Below are 17094 nucleotides of genomic sequence, written 5' to 3'. Positions count from 1 at the left end.
GCCTGACCACCCAGGTGCTGGAAAGCTGTAACCCATGTCTGCTGTAGAACTGCGCGACGCCGGGCTGTCGTTCGGTGACCGCACGTTGTGGCAGAACCTCGACCTCGAGGTCGAGCCAGGAGAATTCGTGGCGATCCTCGGCCCCAACGGGTCGGGGAAAACCTCCCTGCTCAAGGTGTTGCTAGGCCAGAACCAGCTGACGTCGGGCACGGCGACCATCGGCGGCTCACCCGTCCGGCGGGGCCAGTCCGGAGTCGGCTACGTTCCGCAGCAGCGCAGCATCGACGACGGTCTCCCCCTTCGTGGGCGAGACCTCGTCGGGCTCGGCTGGGACGGGCACAAGTGGGGCCTCGGTTTCCGCGGAATGCGTGAGCGCAAGCGCATCGTCCAGGCCGCCATCGACCAGGTCGACGCGAACGCGTTCGCCGGAGCACCCGTCGGAACGATGTCCGGTGGCGAGCAGCAACGGCTCCGCATCGCGCAGGCACTCGTCGGCGATCCGTCGGTGCTGCTGTGCGACGAGCCACTGCTCAGCCTCGACCTCGCCAACCAACGCCTCGTGTCCGAACTGATAGATCGCCGACGCCGCGAGCACGACACCGCCGTCCTGTTCGTCACCCATGAGATCAACCCGATCCTCCCCCTCGTCGATCGAATCGTCTACATCGTCGACGGCAAGTTCCGCATCGGATCGCCGTCGACGGTCATGACCACCGAAGTTCTCTCCGAGCTCTACGGGACCGAGGTCGAGGTCCTCCGAGTCCGCGGACGCCTCGTCGTCGTCGGAACCGGCGACTCCATCGACGCACTCGGCACCGCAGGTGCGCACCACCCCCCGACCGAGGACGTCTCATGAACGAGAAAGTCGTCGACGCCTTCTCCAAGATGCTCGATTTCAGTTCCACCGCCAACCTGCTCGAATACGACTTCGTCCAGCAAGCGCTCATCGCCGCCGCCATCCTCGGACTCCTCGCCGGAGCACTGGGACCACTCATCGTCAGCAGGCAATGGGCATTCGCCGTCCACGGCTCGAGCGAACTGTCCTTGACGGGCGCATCGGCGGCACTGCTGGTGGGCATCACCGTCGGGCTCGGTGCCATCGTGGGATCCGTCGTCGCCGCCGTGATGTTCGCGCTGCTGGGATCCAAGGCACGCGACCGCGACTCCGTCATCGGCGTCATCATGTCCTTCGGTCTCGGATTGTCGGTCCTCTTCATCTGGCTCTACCCAGGACGAACCGGAACGAGCTTCTCGCTCCTCATCGGCCAGATCGTCGGCGTCGGGCAGAGCGGCCTGCAGTTGCTGCTGATCTGCGCCGTCGTCGTGCTGATCGTGTTGGCCGTCGTCTACCGCCCGTTGCTGTTCGCCAGCACCGACCCGGAGGTCGCCCTGGCCCGTGGCGTCCCGGTGCGCGCACTGTCGGTCGTGTTCGCGGTGCTCGTCGGTGTTGCCTGTGCTCTGGGCGTCCAGATCGTCGGAGCACTCCTGGTGCTGTCGCTGCTGATCACGCCCGCCGCCGCCGCTGCCCGCGTCACCGCGAGCCCGCTGAAGGCGACGATCCTGTCGATCGTGTTCGCCGAGACCGCAGCAGTGGGCGGAATCCTGCTGTCGCTCGCTCCCGGCGTTCCCGTCTCGACGTTCGTCACCACCATCTCGTTCGTCATCTACCTCGTCTGCCGGGCCGTCGGCTCGCGGAGGAAGTCCAACTCGGGGCGTGTGCTCGTCTGATCCGGTTTCACCGGTCCTGAGTGCACACGAATCGCCTCCTGGGGTCACATCCGGCCCTCCGGACCCGACTTGTGTGCACTGGGGTCGCCCGCGCACCTCGGAGCGAATGTGCCGTTCGGTCACCTCGGGCCGCATAGAATCGTCGACGATGCCTTCCATCGATTTGAATTCCGACCTCGGCGAAAGCTTCGGCACGTGGAAGCTCGGCGACGACGACGCCATGCTGACCCTCGTCACGAGCGCGAATGTCGCGTGCGGGTTTCACGCGGGTGATCCGACGACGATTCTGGCGACGTGCCGGGCTGCTGTCGACAATGCAGTTCGTATCGGCGCTCAGGTCGGGTATCGCGATCTCGCGGGCTTCGGCAGGCGTTTCGTCGACATGGAACCGGCCGACCTGACTGCGGACGTGCTGTATCAGATCGGCGCCCTGAACGGTCTCGCTCGTGCCGCGGGTTCCGCTGTCTCGTACGTCAAGCCGCACGGTGCGCTGTACAACGCGATCGTCGGCCATCGCGAGCAAGCGCGCGCCGTCGTCGATGCCGTCCGCACCTACGATCCCGCGCTTCCGGTTCTGGGGCTTCCCGGCTCGGTGTTCCTCGAGGAAGCGAGCCAGGCCGGCCTTCGTACGGTGAGCGAAGCGTTCGCGGACCGCGCCTACACACCGGCGGGAGAACTGGTGTCCCGGCGGGAAGCCGATGCGGTCCTGTCCGATCCCACCGAGGTGGCGAGGCGAGTTCTGCGCCTGGTGCAGGAGGGCACGATCGAAGCGATCGACGGGTCGACCGTACGGATCGACGCGGAATCGGTGTGCGTCCACGGGGACTCTCCCGGCGCCGTCGAGATGGCCGTGGCCGTACAGAACATACTGTCCGACAACGACATCGACATCACCGCGTTCGTCTGATGTTCGTCCGCGACGCCGGAGACCGGGCAGTGCTCGTCGAATACGCAGATCTCGCCGACGCCATGGCGAACTACCGGTCGTTGGCCGCATCGCGGATCGACTCGGTGGTCGACCTCGTCCCGGCCACACGGACAGTTCTGGTTCGGCACAACGGAAATCGAGACGCCGTACTCGCCTGGGTTCGCAGCACCGAACCGTCCGCGCAGGAAGTCGAGGACGACACCGACACCGTCGTCGTAGCTGTCACCTACGACGGTGAGGACCTGAGCGACGTCGCCGAGGCCACCGGCCTGACGGTCGCCGAGGTCGTCCGGGCGCACACCGAGCAGACATGGACGGTCGCATTCGGCGGCTTCGCACCGGGATTCGGTTATCTCGTCGGTCAGGACGACCGCTTGACCGTGCCACGGAGAACAACACCGCGTACGACGGTGCCCGCCGGGTCCGTCGGGCTCGCCGGTCAATTCTCCGGAGTGTATCCACGCAGTTCACCGGGTGGTTGGCAGCTCATCGGCCGGACCGGTGCCGTGCTGTGGGACGTGGAACGTGATCCACCTGCACTGCTCCGGCCGGGCGTCACAGTTCGGTTCGAACAACGATGAAATCCCTCGAGGTTCTCACCCCGGGCCCCCTGTGCACCGTCCAGGACCGCGGTCGTCCCGGGCATTCCGGGATCGGCGTCGGTTGGTCGGGCGCCGCGGACCGGGCTGCACACGACGCCGCGAATCGACTCGTCGGAAACACCGTCGACGCCGCAACCCTCGAAGCGACCTTCGGTGGCCTCCGCGTTCGGGCGCGTGGACAGGTGGTCGTCGCCGTCGTCGGTGCGGAGTGCCCGGTGACGGTCGGCGGCATCGCCGACGGCATGGAGTGCACGCTGATTCTGAACGACGGCGACGAATTGAGCCTGGGCACACCGACGTCGGGCCTTCGAACCTATCTGGCCGTGCGCGGCGGCGTCGACGTCCCGAAGGTTCTGGGCAGCCGGTCGACGGACACGATGTCCGGCCTGGGACCCCCGCCGCTCGAGGCAGGCACCATCCTCGCGATCGGCGACGACGTATCCGATTGGCCCGCAACAGAACTGGCGCCGCAAGTCACATCATCCGGGCCGATCGGGATCGTGCCGGGTCCACGTGCGGACTGGTTCGACAATCCGTCGGCACTGTTCGAGCAGGAATGGACCGTCACCGCCGACGCCGATCGTGTCGGCGTACGTCTCGAAGGCGCCACCGCACTGGTGCGCACCGACTCCTCTGAACTGCCCAGCGAGGGAATGGTGATCGGAGCTCTACAGGTGCCTCCGGACGGCAAACCCGTCGTCTTCCTGGCCGACCACCCCGTCACCGGCGGTTACCCGGTGATCGGCGTGGTGCGCGACGCCGACCTATCGCGGCTGGGGCAGCTACGGCCGGGCGACTCGGTGCGCTTCGGTCCTCGATAGATGCCTCGGCCTGCGCGTCACTTCGACGCAGCAGCCGCCAACTCGGGGACGAGCGCGTCGATCGCGAACGGCAGACTCAGGACGCTGCCCCATGTGAGGGCGCCGGAGACGATGGGGTCGTCGACGAAAACGTCCCGTCCGTCCTTGGCCACGTTCAGCACCTGATACGTGGGTGTCGCTCTGATTCGGTCGCTCGTGCCTTCGGTGCCCCCGGTGTTCCACACCAGAACGTCGAGGTCGAGCATCCCGAGTTGTTCCGTGCTGATCTCGAATGCATCGAGATCCCCTGCAAGGTCCGTGATCTGCTGCGGGATGACGAATCCGAGCGAAGTGAGCAGGCGGGACCGCTGATCGTTGGGTGACCGCACCCAGAACGAACCGGGCTCACCCGATTCGACCACCGCTACTGTCTTTCCTTCGAATTCGGGGTGGGCCTCGCGCTGCTCGCCGAGTTCGGCGTCGACGCGCTGGACGAGCTCTGCAGCTCTGTCGGCCTCGCCCAGCGTGTCGCCGACGAGACGCACGCTTTCCTGCCACGGCATACCGAAATCCGGATAGTCGGGCGAACCCGTCACCGTAGGTGCGATCTCCGAAAGCCTGGCGTACGCGTCGGTGCTCACGTCGATGTACTGCGCCATGATCAGGTCCGGTTCGAGCTTCGCTATGCCCTCGAAATCGATGTTGGCCGCACCGGTGAACTGGCCCCGGTTCAACACCTCGGGGTGGGCGTCGCCGAGGGCATCCTGCGCCCACGGCCACGTCGCGTCCGGATAGTCGCCGTACCAGTCGGTGACGCCGACCGGGACCTCACCGAACGCGAGCAGGGTGTCCTGATCGGAGTACCCGACCGTGACGATGCGCTCCGGGTCCACGGGTACCTCGGTGGTACCCAGCTTGTGGACGACGGATCTGGTGTCGCTCGCCGTATCGGGAGCGGACTCCGACGAACATGCGACCGATCCGAGCAACAGTCCGGCCGTCGCGACACCGGCGTACAGCCGTGACTTCTTCGACATCATTCGACACACCCTCTCTAAGGTGTGCCTAACCTACCAGCTGATTCGGAGCCGTGTGGTCAGAGCCTGCGCTGCCGTGCGATGTCGGCCAGCACGACTCCGGCCGCGACGGAGGCGTTCAAGGACTCCACCGGTCCGGCCATCGGAATGGACAGGATGGAATCGCACGTCTCGCGAACGAGACGGGACAGGCCCTTGCCCTCGGAGCCGACGACGATGGCGACGGGGCCACTGGCGTCGAAGTTGTCGAGCGTGGTGTCACCCTCGGCGTCGAGGCCGACAATGGTGACGCCCTTGGTCTGCCAGTCCTTGAGCGTTCGCGTCAGGTTGGTTGCGCGGGCGACGGGCAGGCGAGCGGCGGCACCGGCGCTGGTGCGCCACGCGACGGCGGACACGCTTGCACTTCGGCGCTGCGGAATGACGACGCCGTGGCCTCCGAACGCGGCGACGGACCGGACGACGGCACCGAGGTTTCGCGGGTCGGTGATGTTGTCGAGGGCAACCAGCAGTGCGGGCTCCTGCTGAGCGCGAGCGTTGCCGATGAGGTCGTCGGGGTGTGCGTAGCGGTACGGCGGCACCTGCAGGGCCAGACCCTGATGCAGACCGTTGGCGCTCAGCTTGTCCAGGTCCGACCGCGGCACCTCGAGGATGGAGATGCCGGCGTCGGCTGCACGCTGAACGCTTTCCTTCAGTCGTTCGTCGCTGTCCGTTCCGACGGCCACCCACAGTGCTGTGGCGGGGACGCCGGCGCGGAGGCATTCGACGACGGGGTTGCGACCGAGAACGACCTCGGGACCGTCGTCGTTCTTGCGACTGGCGACGCGTCCACCACCCTGGCGAGTGCCGCCGTTCCTGCCGCCGCTGTTCTGGGCGGCTTTGTCCGCCAGCTTCGCCCTGCGCGACGCCGGATGTTTGGTCCTGGCCTCGGCCGGAGGGGTCGCGCCACGCCCTTCGAGGCCCCGGCGACGGTTGCCGCCGGATCCGGCGACCTGCCCCTTCTTGGTGCCTGACTTGCGTACTGCGCCGCGCCTACTGGAATTGCCTGCCATCACTGCCCTGCTTCGTCGTTACTGCTCGTGTCCCCGACGGTCCATTCCGGCCCGCTCGGGGTATCTGTCACATCTATGCCGGCCTTGGCGAGGCGGTCGCGTATCGCGTCCGCCGTCGGCCAGTCCTTGTCGATCTTCGCCTGCGCGCGACGCTGCAACTCTGCGTCGACGAGCACACCGAGCGCACCGACGACGGCGTCGTTGTCGCTTGCCCCCGACGACCAGTGTGGGTCGAGTGGGTCCACACCGAGAATCGACAACATGGCCCGCACTTTCGAGGCCTGCTCGACGGCGCCCAGGAGGTCGCCGCTTTCGAGGGCGCTGTTGCCTGCCTTGACCGTCGCATGGACGGCAGCCAAAGCCTTGGGTACGCCGAGGTCGTCGTTCAATGCCGCGGCGAAGTCCTCGGTCCACGTCCCGAGTGGAACATCGCCCGCGCGTTCGACGGTCCGTTTGACGAATCCTTCGATGCCTCGGTACGTGACCGCCGCTGTCTGCAATGCGTTGTCCGAGTACTCGAGCATCGAGCGGTAGTGCGCGCTGCCGAGGTAGTACCGAAGCTCTTGCGGCCGAACACTTTTGAGCACGTTGGGTACCGACAGCACGTTGCCGAGCGATTTGGACATCTTCTCGCCGCCCATCGTCACCCACCCGTTGTGCAGCCAGTACCGACTGAAGCCGTCACCGGCGGCTTTGCTCTGGGCACGCTCGTTCTCGTGGTGTGGGAACACCAGATCCAGACCGCCGCAATGGATGTCGAAATCGGATCCGAGGTACGCCTCGCACATCGCGGAGCATTCGAGGTGCCAACCGGGGCGACCGCGGCCCCACGGCGTCGGCCACGACGGCTCACCGGGTTTGGCGGCCTTCCACAGCGTGAAATCGCGAGGATCCCGCTTGCCTGCGCCGACGCTTTCGCCCTGGTGGACGTCGTCGAGCTTGTGGCCGGACAGCGCGCCGTAGTCGGGGAAGCTGACAACGTCGAAGTAGACGTCACCGTCGGCAGCGTAAGCGTGACCGGATGCGATCAGTCGCTCGATCAGTTCCACCATCTGCGTGATGTGCCCGGTCGCGCGCGGTTCCGCCGACGGCGGAAGCACACCCAGTTTGTCGTACGCCCACGTGAAGGACCGCTCGAACGTCGCGGCCCACTCCCACCACGGGCGCCCCGCGTCGCGTGCCTTGTTCAGAATCTTGTCGTCGATGTCGGTGACGTTGCGAATGAAAGCGACGTCGTAGTCGTGCGCCGACAGCCAGCGACGCAGGACGTCGAACGCGACGCCGCTACGAACGTGGCCGATGTGCGGTTCACCCTGAACCGTTGCCCCACACAGGTACACCGAAGCATGGCCAGGGACCAAGGGGGAGAATTCCCGCAGGGCCCTCGTCTCGGTGTCGTATAGGTGAAGGGTCACGACCAGCAATCCTACCGGTGCATTTACTCGCTCATGACAAGTGCGGTCGCGACGGCGGCGATTCCCTCGCCGCGGCCGGTCAATCCCAAACCGTCGGTGGTGGTCGCCGATACCGACACGGGCGCCCCCAGCACCGCGGACAACACTTCCTGTGCCTCCGCGCGCCGCGGGCCGATCTTGGGCCTGTTGCCGATGATCTGTACGGCAGCGTTACCGATGGAGAACCCGTTCTCCGTCAACAATCGTCGGACCTCGGTCAGCATCGCAGCCCCGCTGACGCCGTCCCATTCCGGGCGGCCGGTGCCGAACACCGAACCCAGGTCACCGAGTCCAGCCGCGGACAGCAGTGCATCGCACAGCGCGTGCGATGCGACGTCACCGTCGGAGTGCCCGTCCAGACCGTCGACATCGGCGAATTCGAGGCCCGCCAGCCAGCACGGTCGGCCTTTCGCGATGGGGTGGACGTCGGTACCGATCCCGACTCTCATGAGTTCTCCCGCCCGACGATGGCTTCCGCAAGAAGAAGGTCGTGCGGAGTGGTGATCTTGAAGGCAAGTGCGTCGCCGACGATGGTGTGGACGGTTTCGCCCAGACGTTCCACCAGGCCTGCGTCGTCGGTGGCGATGCTCGAAACTTCCGCGTAGGCGCGGTGCAGAAGGTCGGCGCGGAATCCCTGCGGCGTCTGTATCGCGCGCAACCCGCTGCGTTCGGGGGTGCCCAGAACCGCGCCCATGAGGTCGACGGTCTTGATGGTGTCGGCTACCGGCAGTGCGGGTACGACGGCGCCCCGGCCGGCTCGAACTTCCGCCACGACGCGCGCGATCAGCGACGCAGGGGTCAGTGCGCGGGCCGCGTCGTGGACGAGAACGATGTCCGCGCCCTCGGCTGCTTTCAGTCCGACGGCGACGGTGTCGGTGCGTTCTGCTGCACCGGCAACGACGGTGACGTCGGCGAACAGGTCACGTGTGTGCTCGACGAGTTCCTCCGGCACCATCACGACGATTCGGTCGACGGATCCTGATGCGATCAGGCCGTCGACCGAGCGTCGAAGAAGTGTGGTGCCACCGACTGTCACGAAGGCTTTGGGCAAACCCTGCTGAAGACGCAGGCCCTGCCCCGCCGCCGGAACGAGTGCGACGACGGAACCCGAGGTGGATCCTGTCACCGTGGTGTCGCTGGTGATCAGGATGCTGCGGCGAGTACTTCGTCCAGCATGGTGTCCGCCTTGGCCTGGTCGGTTCCCTCGGCCAGAGCCAATTCTCCGACGAGGATCTGACGGGCCTTGGCCAGCATGCGCTTCTCGCCTGCGGACAATCCACGGTCCTGCTCACGCCGCCAGAGGTCGCGAACTACCTCGGCAACCTTGTTGACGTCGCCCGAAGCAAGCTTCTCGAGGTTCGCCTTGTATCGACGGGACCAGTTGGTGGGCTCTTCGGTGTGCGGCGCACGAAGAACCTGGAACACCTTGTCCAGTCCTTCTTGTCCTACTACGTCGCGAACGCCGACATATTCGGCGTTGTCTGCAGGAACTCGAACGGTGAGATCGCCCTGAGCTACTTTGAGAACTAGGTACTCTTTCGGTTCACCCTTGATGGTGCGGGTTTCTATCGCTTCGATCAGCGCCGCTCCGTGATGGGGGTAAACGACGGTGTCTCCGACCTTGAAAATCATGTGTCCCGTGCCCCTTTCGATTTTCCCAGTTTACCACGCGCCCGGATCAACGGCGCAGGTCAGGGGCACGGAGCCGACGCGGCAGGGGTTGACATGGGCGCCTGGACGTGCAGTGCCGACCTCTTGAGTCGCCCCGCGGGCTCCGGTCTCGACCCCCGATTCGCATCCCTCCTCCGTGTGGCGCAGACGACACGGAGCAGCGCTTTCTCACCCCTCCGAGCATGCAATCGACACCCCGCCGACACGCCGAGAAGTCGGCAATCGGACAGCGTGTTCGCGCCCCAGCGATCCATCGCCGCGGGCTGACTACTACTCTGCCTAGTGGACCGACGAATCGGCTGAACGACGCAGCCGCCTCGCCCGCGCCATCGACACCGGCCACACCTGGAGGACGACGAAGTGACTGCGTTCATTGCTGCGACCGCGAACCCGAAGACCAGTACCAGCCTGGAGCCTGCGGTACGCCCCGGAAAGCGACTGGCAGCCGTTGTCGCTCTCGCAGCCGGCGGTGTACTCGCACTGTCCGCGTGCGGCGCAGGCCAGATCTCGCAGACGGCGACGCAAGTGTCCGCCGTCAACGGAAACTCCGCCGACATCGGTGACATCTCGCTGCGCAACGTTCACGTCGTCTACCCACAGACCGAGGAGTACTCGATCGAGGCAGGCGGCAAGGTGGAGCTCGGATTCATCGCCGTCAACAACAGCCCTGCAAACGCAGACACTCTGACGCGCATCTCCACGACAGCGGCGTCGTCGATCACCGTCGGCGAAGAGCCGGGTGGAACCGAGATCGCACCGCTCACTGCACTCGGCGCCGGTACGCCCGTGGACAACGAGGCCACCAACCCCGACATTCCGCTCCAGTTCATCGTCGTCGAGCTCAACGGCATCGGCGAGGAAGTTCGTCCGGGCTTGACCGTTCCGATCACCTTCACCTTCGAAGACGCGGGCGACGTGGAGCTTCTCGTTCCCGTCGACGCCGGTCAGGTCCTCGAGCGCAACATCTCCGAGAAGTCCCCCGTCGAGGCGGAGCTGCACGGCGAAGCTGCGGAAGCCGAGCAGAGCGTCGTCGAGACCGAGGTCGAAGAAGGCGCGGACGGGAACAACTGATCTTCGACGCATTCGATGTCGGTGGTCACCTCTAGTCTTCTCCCGTGGCCAAACTGAAGTCCAACTACCGCTGTTCGGCCTGCCATCACACCGTCGCCAAATGGGTGGGGCGCTGCCCGGAGTGCGGTAGCTGGGGTTCGATGGACGAGGCCACGGTCCTCGCACCCGTCGCCACCCGAACAGGCGCGTCCGGCCTCGGGGCCGGGAACACACGGTCGACGCTCGCGCCGATGATCCCGACGTCGCCCGCTGCCGCGATCACCCAGATCAGCAGCACGACGTCCCAGGCCAATTCCACCGGCATCAGCGAGTTCGACCGGGTTCTCGGTGGCGGCCTGGTCCCCGGATCCGTCGTACTTCTCGCGGGCGAGCCGGGCGTCGGAAAATCGACGCTGCTCCTCGAGGTCGTCCATCGGTGGGCACGGACGGGTGAGGACAGACGCGCTCTGTACGTCACGGGTGAGGAGTCCGCCGGGCAGGTACGTCTGCGTGCCGACCGTACCGGGGCTGTCCACGAGCGTGTGTTCCTCGCCGCCGAATCGGACCTTGCCACGGTGTTCGGGCACGTGGAGCAGGTCAAGCCCAGCCTGCTCATCGTCGACTCGGTGCAGACGATGCTCGCCGCCGACGTCGACGGAGTCATCGGCGGCGTCACCCAGGTACGCGCCATCACCAGTGCACTGACCTCGCTCGCCAAGACGACCGGAGTCGCGGTACTGCTCATCGGTCACGTCACGAAGGACGGCGCGGTGGCCGGACCGAGGTCCCTCGAACACCTCGTCGACGTCGTCCTCCACTTCGAAGGCGACCAACACTCCACCCTGCGGATGATCCGAGGCGTCAAGAACAGATTCGGCGCATCCGACGAGGTCGGCTGTTTCGAACTGCGCGAGACGGGCATCGTCGGCATCTCCGACCCATCCGGGCTGTTCCTGCACCACCGGACGGAATCCGTCGCAGGCACGGCGGTCACCGTCACCATGGACGGCAAGCGCCCCCTGCTCGCCGAACTGCAGGCACTCGTCGTCGAGACACACATGCCGTCACCGAGACGGGCCGTCAGCGGCCTCGACTCCGCCCGCGTCGCAATGATCCTCGCGGTCCTCGAGAAACACTGCGGCCTCAAGATCGCCAAGTGCGAGGTCTACGCCGCCACGGTCGGAGGTATGAAAACCACCGAACCCGCCGTGGACCTTGCCCTCGCCGCCGCCGTCGCATCCGGCGTCAACAACGTGCCACTCGATCCCGGCCTCGTCATCCTGGGCGAAGTCGGCCTCGCAGGCGAGATCCGCCGCGTGTCCGGCCTCGGCAGAAGACTCGCCGAAGCGGCACGCCTCGGCTTCACCCACGCCATCACCCCTCCACACGACGACCCGATGCCCGCCGGAATGAAAGTCAGAACAGTCACCAACCTCGCCGACGCCCTGACCTCCGTCCGTCCCCGCTCTCGCTAGCAAGCACGCATATTCGGGTCATTCCGCAGGCTCCACTCCCGCATAATCGGGTCATTCCGCAGGCTCCACTCCCGCATAATCGGGTCATTCCGCAGGCTCCACTCCCGCATAATCGGGTCATTCCGCAGGCTCCACTCCCGCTCACGTAACCTCTTTCCTGCAGGACACGCACCACCCCTGCATCCGTGAACGCCGACATCGACGAGGGGATGAGCATGACCGACTCGACACGCGGCGAGCCGACGTCCCCTGTTCTCCGCGAGACCATTGCCCGCCTTGCCCCCGGCACTGCTCTCCGTGACGGGCTCGAGCGCATCCTGCGAGGCCGTACCGGCGGGTTGATCGTGCTCGGCTACGACGACGAAGTGGAAGCCATCTGCGACGGCGGATTCGAGCTGGACGTCGAGTTCGCGCCGACGAGACTGCGAGAACTGTCGAAGATGGACGGCGCCGTCGTGTTGTCGACCGACGGCAAGCGGATCGTGCGGTCCAACGTTCAGCTGGTGCCCGACCACAAGATCCCCACCGTGGAATCCGGTACGCGGCACCGCGCAGCGGAACGGACCGCGATGCAGACCGGCTACCCGGTCGTCTCCGTCAGCCAGTCGATGAGCATCGTCAGCGTCTACGTCGCCGGTATCCGGCATGTCGTCGAAGGTTCCGCGACGATTCAATCGCGCGCCAACCAGGCCGTCGCGACTCTCGAACGCTACAAAGCGCGTCTCGACGACAACACCCGGCAACTGTCGGTCGTCGAGATCGAGGATTTCGTGACCCTGCGGGACGCGTTGACCGTCGCGCAGCGGCTCGAGATGGTGCGACGCGTGTCGGTGGAGATCGAACAGAACGTTCTCGAACTCGGCACGGACGGAAGGCAATTGGCGCTGCAGCTGGAGGAGCTGCTCGGCGACAACGACATCGACCGTCAACTCGTCGTCCGGGACTACCTGGCAGGCACGGAACCTGCGGGCACGGCAGCGGTCGAGCGTGCGCTCGGCGCTCTGGACAAGCTGACCGACGTCGACCTTCTCGACCTGACGACGTTGGCGCGTGCGTTCGGCTATCCCGCGACGATCGAGGCCCTCGACACTCCGATGAGCCCGCGCGGCTACCGGGTACTGACGCGGGTACCGCGTCTGCAGTTCAGCCAGATCCACCGTCTGGTCGCATCCTTCGGCACTCTGCAGGGGCTTCTCGCGGCCACCGCCGCCGACCTGCAATCGGTCGAGGGCATCGGCGGCCTCTGGGCCCGGCACATCCGAGAAGGCCTGTCGCGCCTGGCCGAATCGTCCATCGCGGGGCCGTTCGACTGACGTCTAGGTGGTGATGTTGAACGGTTCCGGCGAGCTGCGCAGTTCACCGAGCTGGGCGATCACCTTGTAGGAACCGGCGCCGACGGGGACGCGTTCTTCACCGCAACCGGGAACCGAGTTGGTTCCCGACCACTTGACCGTGAACCCTGCCTGCTCACCCGGCTTGAAGGACCGCAGGTCCGACTGGGCGTCCGGGAAGCAGTCGGTGTTGGACCAGATTCGCTGATCGTCGAGGGTGAACACCAGAGCCTGCTGCAGACCGGCACCGACGTCACGTTGGCATTCCGTCGAGCTGATGTTGGTGATGACGACGGTGAATCCTGGCTCTTCGCCGACTCGGTACGTCGCCTTGTCCGGCGTCGCCTTGATCGCGAGACTCTGATCCGCGCACTGGTTGGAGGCCACCGGGAGATCCGCAGCGGGAGCAGCGGAGGTTCCCGAGGCTCCCGACGACGCGGGAGCGCCGCCGCCGGAGCCACCGGATCCTCCCGAACCGCCGGACCCACCCGAGCCTCCGTCCGATGCGGACGCCTGCTGCTGAGAACTCGTCGACGACGGGGCCGTGGTCGAGGGGCTTGCGCTCGACACGACACCCGCCGGTTGGGTCTGCTGATCGTCCTCACCGCCACCGAGCGAGCTGATGAACCACACGATCAAACCGAGCACGACGACGGCAGCACCGATGGCGAGTGCGCGACGACGCCAATAGATTTCGGGAGGCAGCGGCCCGGTTGGTTGCAACACAGAACTACCGTAATTGGCGGTAGCTCAGCCATCCCGCAAGCACATACGGCGTGTCGCGTCGGACCTGGGTATTTACGTCAGGGCTTCTCGCCGATGTCGCCGATGACCTCTCGCAATCGCGCACTTCCCTCGGACAACTTGTAGGTCAATCCGACGATGGCGGCATCACCCGATTCGACTTTCTCCGCGATGATTCGGGAGCGCTGCATGAGCAGGTTGCCCGTTTCCTCGACGTGGCGGGCCATGAAATCGTCGACGTCGGTGTAGCCGTCGCGCCTGGCCGACAGGACCGACGGGGTGACGCGTTCGACGACGTCGCGGATGTAGCCGCCGGGGATGTCGCCGGAATCGAGTGCGTCCGTGGTGGCCCTGACGGCGCCGCACTTGTCGTGTCCGAGGACGACGATGAGGTGCGCACCGAGCACGGCTACGCCGTATTCGATCGAGCCGAGCACGGACGAGTCGACGGTGTGGCCGGCGGTGCGCACGACGAACATGTCCCCGAGGCCCTGATCGAAGATGATCTCGGCGGCGACGCGAGAGTCCGCGCAACCGAACAGAATTGCGCGGGGGCTCTGGCCGTCGGCGAGTCTGGTGCGGTCCTCGATACCCTGACTGGGATGCAGGGGGGCGCCGGCGACGAAACGCTGGTTACCCTCTTTGAGAGACTTCCATGCTGATGCTGGGTTGGAGGCAGGCATGTAAGTCATTGTGCATGGGTCGACGATTACCGGCGAGTCAGGTTCCCTCGCCGGTCCCGGACGGCCACCGGACCGTCGCGCGGACGAAAGGCTGTTGAGGACACGTGCCCATCGATACGGCAGCGTTGCTGAGCTGGTTCGATGCCGAGGAGCGGGATCTGCCGTGGCGTCGGCCCGGAGTGACTGCCTGGCAGATACTGATGAGCGAGATCATGCTTCAGCAGACACCGGTCTCTCGCGTGGCTCCGATCTGGGAGGAGTGGGTTCGGAAGTGGCCCGTTCCGTCGAAGATGGCGGCGTCGTCGCAGGCCGAGGTTCTGCGGGCCTGGGGCAAGCTCGGCTATCCGCGTCGGGCTCTGCGGTTGCACGAATGCGCGTCGGTCCTGGCATCCGAGCACGGTGACGTGGTGCCCGACGACGTCGACACTCTCCTGGGGTTGCCCGGCATCGGCGCGTACACCGCGCGTGCGGTGGCCTGCTTCGCCTACGGTCGGCGAGTTCCGGTCGTCGACACCAATGTTCGTCGTGTCGTCGCCCGTGCTGTGCACGGCGAGGCGGAGCCGGGGAATCCGTCGACGACGCGTGATCTCGCGGACGTGGACGCCCTGCTCCCCCGCCCGAAGGCTCGCGCGGCGCGGTACTCGGCGGCGTTGATGGAACTCGGCGCGTTGATCTGCACGGCGAAGAACCCGGCCTGCCTGTTGTGTCCGCTGCCGAAGTGCTCGTGGATCGACGCGGGGAGACCGGCGTACACAGGTCCGGTCAAGAAGGTGCAGAAGTTCGCCGGCACCGATCGACAGGTGCGCGGAAAGCTGATGTCCGTGCTGCGGGAGAGTCCCGGCCCGGTGGAACGGGCGCAGTTGGACATCGTGTGGCTCACCGATCCCGGTCAGCGCGACAGGGCGCTGGATTCGCTGCTGCTCGACGGTCTGGTCGAGCAGACCGAGTCCGGTCTGTTCTGTCTGGCGGGCGAGGGCTGATCAGCGCAGGAAGTCCGCCAGGACCTTGTTGACGACGTCGGGCCGTTCGAGGTAGCCGAAATGCCCGGTGTCCGGGATCTCCTCGTAGCGCGCTCCCGGAATTGCCTGTGCGACTTCACGGCTGAGGTGCGCCGGGATCAATCGGTCGTCGGCGAATCCGATGACCAGCGACTTCGCGGTGATCTTGCGATACGCCGTCAGCCGCTCGGTGCCCGCGCGCATCTCCAGACCGATCTGTGCGCGTCGGCCCGCAGTCGGCTGCCCACCCGAGAATTCCAGCACGGCAAGCCAATCCGCGATCGCTTGCTCGTTCCGCAGCGTTGCGGGCGAGAAGTTGTTCATCGCCGTCATCGCCGCACGGTAGGACGCGGGGAGCGTGATCCCGGCGTCGTACAGATCGCGTTCGGCCTGCGACCACGCCTTCTGCATCGTCGACGACCGCCCGTACGTCGCCATCATCACGGCGTGGGAGACGAGGTCGGGTCGGGCGAGCGCGAGTTCCTGCGTGACGCGCGCCCCCATCGACGTACCGACGACGCGTGCTCGCATGCCACCGAGATGCTCGATCAGCGCGGCCGTGTCGGCGACGAGGTCGTCGAGCATCATGGACCGGCCGGCCTCGAACGACGGCGAAACACCCCGGTTGTCGAACGTGACGACCCGAAAACCGGCCGTCACCAGCGCGGGCACCTGATGCGCCTTCCACACTCGTCCCGGGCTGCCGGTTCCCATCACCAGGACCACGAGGGGGCCGGAGCCCGTGACCTCGTAGTCGATTTCGATTCCGTTGAGCTTCGCCGACGACATTCGCGTCATCGTAGTGCGGTCAGGAAGCTCGTCACCGCCTCCTGGTAGATCTGCGGGGACTCGTCGTGGATCAGATGGGCCGCGCCGGGCATGAATACGTACTCGGACTTCGGGTTCCGCGCGTGCATCTCCGCCATCTGCCCGTCGGGTGTGATCCCGAACTCACCTTCGAGAAGCAACGACGGCACGTCGACGGCTTCCCATTCCGCCCAGAAGTCCCGCCTTCCCCATTCCGACGAGATGGCCTCGAACGTCGAAACCTCACCGTGCAGGTACCACCCGTCCTCCCGTCGGGTGAACGAATCCAGGAAGTATCGGCCCGCCACCTCCCCGAAGTAGTCGAGGACGGCGGCCTCCGTCGGAAACGGCTGCGGCCAGTTCCTGATCATCGCGGCCCAGGCGTCGGCCGTCCTGCCACGGAAGTCCGGCGCGATGTCCTCGACGACGAGGGCCGTCACCAGTTCCGGACGGGCAGCGGCCAGGCACCATCCGTGCAGGGAGCCCATCGAGTGGCCGATCACCGCCGCCCCGCCCAGCGTCTCGGCATGCGCCGCCAGATCCTCGACGAAGGCTTCGGTGGTCAATGTCGAGGGCGGCGGACGCCGGTGGCCCGGAGCGTCGTACGTATGGACGTGGCCGAGGGTGCGCAGCCAGGGAAGGGCGCGCCGCCACGTCCCGGAGCTGCCCATGAGCCCGTGCAGCAGCAGGATCGGCGGGCCGTCTCCACCCTCGTCGTGCAGCATCGAGGACGATGG

The 17094-nt window shown here is 66.2% G+C and carries 19 protein-coding genes; 9 read left to right on the top strand and 10 right to left on the bottom strand.

Annotation, left to right across the window (positions count from 1 at the left end; translation table 11 throughout):
* Positions 1 to 34: 34 nt before the first annotated feature.
* The 5 genes from CH292_RS17545 (at position 35) to CH292_RS17525 (ending at position 4079) form a co-directional block, all read left to right on the top strand.
* Entirely contained in the window at positions 35 to 856 is an 822-nt protein-coding gene (locus CH292_RS17545; protein WP_037143401.1) for a metal ABC transporter ATP-binding protein, read from the top strand.
* On the top strand, positions 853 to 1728 hold the full coding sequence (locus CH292_RS17540) for a metal ABC transporter permease (protein WP_094655328.1): 876 nt from the start codon (positions 853 to 855) through the stop codon (positions 1726 to 1728). Before CH292_RS17545 ends, CH292_RS17540 begins: the two co-directional genes overlap by 4 nt.
* Before the next feature lie 148 nt (positions 1729 to 1876).
* Entirely contained in the window at positions 1877 to 2635 is a 759-nt protein-coding gene (locus tag CH292_RS17535; RefSeq protein ID WP_094655327.1) for a LamB/YcsF family protein, read from the top strand.
* Complete coding sequence (locus CH292_RS17530; protein ID WP_094655326.1) at positions 2635 to 3237, top strand: allophanate hydrolase subunit 1; 603 nt, start codon at positions 2635 to 2637, stop codon at positions 3235 to 3237. The genes CH292_RS17535 and CH292_RS17530 overlap by 1 nt, the downstream gene beginning before the upstream one ends.
* Positions 3234 to 4079: a biotin-dependent carboxyltransferase family protein gene (locus CH292_RS17525; protein ID WP_094655325.1), complete on the top strand. Its 846-nt coding sequence runs from the start codon at positions 3234 to 3236 to the stop codon at positions 4077 to 4079. Before CH292_RS17530 ends, CH292_RS17525 begins: the two co-directional genes overlap by 4 nt.
* 17 nt (positions 4080 to 4096) lie before the next feature.
* On the opposite strand, the gene CH292_RS17520 is transcribed toward CH292_RS17525, so the two are convergent.
* The 6 genes from CH292_RS17520 to carD are packed head-to-tail and all read right to left on the bottom strand — an operon-like array spanning position 4097 to position 9230.
* On the bottom strand, positions 4097 to 5098 hold the full coding sequence (locus CH292_RS17520; protein WP_256978214.1) for an iron-siderophore ABC transporter substrate-binding protein: 1002 nt from the start codon (positions 5096 to 5098) through the stop codon (positions 4097 to 4099).
* Between the two features lie 56 nt (positions 5099 to 5154).
* Positions 5155 to 6144 (bottom strand): 23S rRNA (guanosine(2251)-2'-O)-methyltransferase RlmB, encoded by a 990-nt coding sequence (gene rlmB, locus CH292_RS17515; protein ID WP_019663087.1) that lies wholly within the window; start codon positions 6142 to 6144, stop codon positions 5155 to 5157.
* Complete coding sequence (gene cysS / locus CH292_RS17510; RefSeq protein WP_037164659.1) at positions 6144 to 7559, bottom strand: cysteine--tRNA ligase; 1416 nt, start codon at positions 7557 to 7559, stop codon at positions 6144 to 6146. Before cysS ends, rlmB begins: the two co-directional genes overlap by 1 nt.
* 23 nt (positions 7560 to 7582) lie before the next feature.
* Positions 7583 to 8047 (bottom strand): 2-C-methyl-D-erythritol 2,4-cyclodiphosphate synthase, encoded by a 465-nt coding sequence (gene ispF, locus CH292_RS17505; protein WP_094655323.1) that lies wholly within the window; start codon positions 8045 to 8047, stop codon positions 7583 to 7585.
* Entirely contained in the window at positions 8044 to 8724 is a 681-nt protein-coding gene (ispD, locus tag CH292_RS17500) for a 2-C-methyl-D-erythritol 4-phosphate cytidylyltransferase (protein WP_019663084.1), read from the bottom strand. Before ispD ends, ispF begins: the two co-directional genes overlap by 4 nt.
* Before the next feature lie 17 nt (positions 8725 to 8741).
* Entirely contained in the window at positions 8742 to 9230 is a 489-nt protein-coding gene (gene carD / locus CH292_RS17495; protein ID WP_019663083.1) for an RNA polymerase-binding transcription factor CarD, read from the bottom strand.
* 447 nt (positions 9231 to 9677) lie between these two features.
* Here carD and CH292_RS17490 point away from each other — a divergent pair, with 447 nt between their 5' ends.
* From CH292_RS17490 to disA, 3 genes are all read left to right on the top strand, one after another.
* Entirely contained in the window at positions 9678 to 10340 is a 663-nt protein-coding gene (locus CH292_RS17490; protein ID WP_371828088.1) for a hypothetical protein, read from the top strand.
* A 44-nt stretch (positions 10341 to 10384) separates the two neighbouring features.
* A complete protein-coding gene (gene radA / locus CH292_RS17485; RefSeq protein ID WP_094655322.1) occupies positions 10385 to 11794 on the top strand; it encodes a DNA repair protein RadA in 1410 nt (469 codons plus the stop codon).
* 215 nt (positions 11795 to 12009) lie between these two features.
* Positions 12010 to 13107, top strand: a complete 1098-nt coding sequence (disA, locus tag CH292_RS17480) for a DNA integrity scanning diadenylate cyclase DisA (protein WP_019663080.1) — start codon at positions 12010 to 12012, stop codon at positions 13105 to 13107.
* Between the two features lie 3 nt (positions 13108 to 13110).
* Here the strand turns inward: disA and CH292_RS17475 are convergent, their stop codons facing one another.
* On the bottom strand, positions 13111 to 13851 hold the full coding sequence (locus CH292_RS17475; protein ID WP_020110910.1) for a hypothetical protein: 741 nt from the start codon (positions 13849 to 13851) through the stop codon (positions 13111 to 13113).
* Between the two features lie 77 nt (positions 13852 to 13928).
* Positions 13929 to 14552, bottom strand: a complete 624-nt coding sequence (locus CH292_RS17470; RefSeq protein WP_019663078.1) for a carbonic anhydrase — start codon at positions 14550 to 14552, stop codon at positions 13929 to 13931.
* Positions 14553 to 14656: 104 nt separating this feature from the next.
* Here CH292_RS17470 and CH292_RS17465 point away from each other — a divergent pair, with 104 nt between their 5' ends.
* On the top strand, positions 14657 to 15532 hold the full coding sequence (locus tag CH292_RS17465) for an A/G-specific adenine glycosylase (RefSeq protein ID WP_020110911.1): 876 nt from the start codon (positions 14657 to 14659) through the stop codon (positions 15530 to 15532).
* Here the strand turns inward: CH292_RS17465 and CH292_RS17460 are convergent, their stop codons facing one another.
* Positions 15533 to 16339, bottom strand: a complete 807-nt coding sequence (locus CH292_RS17460) for an alpha/beta fold hydrolase (RefSeq protein ID WP_019663076.1) — start codon at positions 16337 to 16339, stop codon at positions 15533 to 15535.
* Positions 16340 to 16344: 5 nt separating this feature from the next.
* Positions 16345 to 17082 carry an alpha/beta fold hydrolase gene (locus CH292_RS17455; RefSeq protein WP_094627812.1) on the bottom strand — a complete coding sequence of 246 codons (738 nt, stop codon included), beginning with the start codon at positions 17080 to 17082 and terminating at the stop codon, positions 16345 to 16347.
* Positions 17083 to 17094: the final 12 nt, after the last annotated feature.

The organism is Rhodococcus sp. 14-2470-1a (assembly GCF_002259425.1).
In the GTDB taxonomy this organism is placed as follows: domain Bacteria; phylum Actinomycetota; class Actinomycetes; order Mycobacteriales; family Mycobacteriaceae; genus Rhodococcoides; species Rhodococcoides fascians_E.
The sequence above is the reverse complement of the archived record's forward strand: the minus strand, read 5'-3'. Positions and strand labels throughout refer to the sequence as shown.

What these genes read in the sequence shown, in the direction of transcription:
- CH292_RS17455 (WP_094627812.1), bottom strand. Translation starts at nt 17,082, where the DNA reads ATGCTGCACGACGAGGGTGGAGACGGCCCGCCGATCCTGCTGCTGCAC.
- CH292_RS17470 (WP_019663078.1), bottom strand. Translation starts at nt 14,552, where the DNA reads ATGCCTGCCTCCAACCCAGCATCAGCATGGAAGTCTCTCAAAGAGGGT.
- carD (WP_019663083.1), bottom strand. Translation starts at nt 9,230, where the DNA reads ATGATTTTCAAGGTCGGAGACACCGTCGTTTACCCCCATCACGGAGCG.
- ispF (WP_094655323.1), bottom strand. Translation starts at nt 8,047, where the DNA reads ATGAGAGTCGGGATCGGTACCGACGTCCACCCCATCGCGAAAGGCCGA.
- CH292_RS17460 (WP_019663076.1), bottom strand. Translation starts at nt 16,339, where the DNA reads ATGTCGTCGGCGAAGCTCAACGGAATCGAAATCGACTACGAGGTCACG.
- disA (WP_019663080.1), top strand. Translation starts at nt 12,010, where the DNA reads ATGACCGACTCGACACGCGGCGAGCCGACGTCCCCTGTTCTCCGCGAG.
- CH292_RS17545 (WP_037143401.1), top strand. Translation starts at nt 35, where the DNA reads ATGTCTGCTGTAGAACTGCGCGACGCCGGGCTGTCGTTCGGTGACCGC.
- CH292_RS17540 (WP_094655328.1), top strand. Translation starts at nt 853, where the DNA reads ATGAACGAGAAAGTCGTCGACGCCTTCTCCAAGATGCTCGATTTCAGT.
- CH292_RS17525 (WP_094655325.1), top strand. Translation starts at nt 3,234, where the DNA reads ATGAAATCCCTCGAGGTTCTCACCCCGGGCCCCCTGTGCACCGTCCAG.
- CH292_RS17535 (WP_094655327.1), top strand. Translation starts at nt 1,877, where the DNA reads ATGCCTTCCATCGATTTGAATTCCGACCTCGGCGAAAGCTTCGGCACG.
- CH292_RS17530 (WP_094655326.1), top strand. Translation starts at nt 2,635, where the DNA reads ATGTTCGTCCGCGACGCCGGAGACCGGGCAGTGCTCGTCGAATACGCA.
- CH292_RS17520 (WP_256978214.1), bottom strand. Translation starts at nt 5,098, where the DNA reads ATGATGTCGAAGAAGTCACGGCTGTACGCCGGTGTCGCGACGGCCGGA.
- rlmB (WP_019663087.1), bottom strand. Translation starts at nt 6,144, where the DNA reads ATGGCAGGCAATTCCAGTAGGCGCGGCGCAGTACGCAAGTCAGGCACC.